This window comes from Burkholderia sp. SIMBA_051, from assembly GCF_046534915.1.
GTDB lineage: Bacteria > Pseudomonadota > Gammaproteobacteria > Burkholderiales > Burkholderiaceae > Burkholderia > Burkholderia ambifaria.
The window spans coordinates 1-266 of record NZ_JAWRXS010000372.1 but is presented as its reverse complement, the minus strand read 5'-3'; the positions used below and the strand labels follow the sequence as shown (position 1 = coordinate 266).

The window sequence follows — 266 nt, the reverse complement described above, 5'->3', positions numbered from 1 at the left end:
AGATGACTTTCCAGTTCATCCTCAAGGCAAACCAATCGACATGGATGATCCTTTTGAACCGTTGGATTTATAAAGCTGAGCTAAACTGTCTCAGCTTTTTTCTTTGTATTAAGCATCTCAATTCTATTTCCAACGTCTTCACTTCCAACTTTCTTTAATAAAGCAGTAGCCTGTTTTATACCTTCTAGTGCTCCATCTCCAATTGAATCAAACTCTCTAATCATGTTTTCCAATGCTTTCATTTTCATTTCTGGATCATCGTCCAT

The 266-nt window shown here is 36.5% G+C and carries 1 protein-coding gene; it reads right to left on the bottom strand.

Annotation, left to right across the window (positions count from 1 at the left end; genetic code table 11):
• Positions 1-80 precede the first annotated feature (80 nt).
• A partial coding sequence (locus SB771_RS34915) for a hypothetical protein (protein ID WP_410722030.1) occupies positions 81-266 on the bottom strand: 186 nt, incomplete at its 5' end.